The organism is Sphingomonas sp. AC449, from assembly GCF_979253475.1.
In genome coordinates this window covers 1-996 of sequence record NZ_CEEDCZ010000031.1, presented here as the reverse complement: position 1 = coordinate 996, position 996 = coordinate 1, and the positions used below count along the sequence as shown (strand labels likewise).

Sequence of the window (996 nt, the reverse complement as noted above, 5' to 3'; positions counted from 1 at the left end):
GTACGGTCGGCGGCCGACGCGACCACCGGGGGGCATCCGGGGGCGAGATCGGGGGGGGCGAGATCGGGGGGAGACGATCATGGGGCGATTGCGCGAGCCTTTGAGGGAATGCAGCCTGCCCGCAGCGCTCGAGGCGATGGGCGAGCGCTGGTCGTTCCTCATCCTGCGCGCGGCGTTCAACGGGCTGCACCATTTCGAGGAGCTCCAGTCCGAGCTCGGGATCGCGCGCAACATCCTCGCCAACCGGCTCGCGCGGCTGGTCGATCACGGCATCCTCGCGCGCGAGCGGATGCCCGACGATCGCCGCAAGATCGCCTATGCGCTGACCGAAAAGGGGTTTGCGCTGCTGCCGACGATGGTCGCGCTGCGGCAATGGGGCGAGCGGTGGGAGACGCGCGTTCCGGCGTTCCCGATCCTCGTCGATACGCGCGACCGCCGGCCGATCGCCGCGGTGGCGGTGCTGGCGCATGACGGGCGCGTGCTGGGGCGGGGCGACCTGATCTGGGCGCTGCCGGGGGACGTCGCGGACGATCCGGGCGCCTGACGCGGCTCAGCCGGTAGTCGGCAAGCCGGCGATGTGCGCGCGGATCGCGTCGGGGAGCGGCGCGGGGCGGCCGCTCGCGAGGTCGACATGGACGCTGACCATCGTGATGACGGTGTGCAGTGCGCCGGTGTCCGCGTCGACGAGCTCGAAGCGCTTGGTGAGGCTCGACGTGCCGACCCGGTCGATGCGGACGAACGCCTCGATCGTGTCGCCGAGGCGGAACGGCCTGAGATAGTCGATCTCGGTGCGGCGGACGTTGAATTCGGTGTCCGCCCAGGCGGGAACCGCGGCGGCGATCCCCGTCCAGTCCCAGAAGTCGGTGACCGCGACATCGGCATATTCGAGATAGCGCGAGTTGAAGACGATCCGCTGCCCGTCGATCTCGGCGTAGCGGACGCGCAGGCGCGTGGAGAAGACGAAGCCGGGGCGGGTCATGCGCGGGGGATGGCGGG

2 protein-coding genes are annotated in these 996 nt (G+C 70.9%); one reads left to right on the top strand and one right to left on the bottom strand.

What is annotated here, in order from left to right:
- Positions 1-79 precede the first annotated feature (79 nt).
- Positions 80-544 carry a winged helix-turn-helix transcriptional regulator gene (locus AC0CH3_RS17710; RefSeq protein WP_056019058.1) on the top strand — a complete coding sequence of 155 codons (465 nt, stop codon included), beginning with the start codon at positions 80-82 and terminating at the stop codon, positions 542-544.
- 6 nt (positions 545-550) lie between these two features.
- Here the strand turns inward: AC0CH3_RS17710 and AC0CH3_RS17705 are convergent, their stop codons facing one another.
- Positions 551-979 (bottom strand): acyl-CoA thioesterase, encoded by a 429-nt coding sequence (locus tag AC0CH3_RS17705; protein ID WP_354301065.1) that lies wholly within the window; start codon positions 977-979, stop codon positions 551-553.
- Positions 980-996 lie beyond the last annotated feature (17 nt).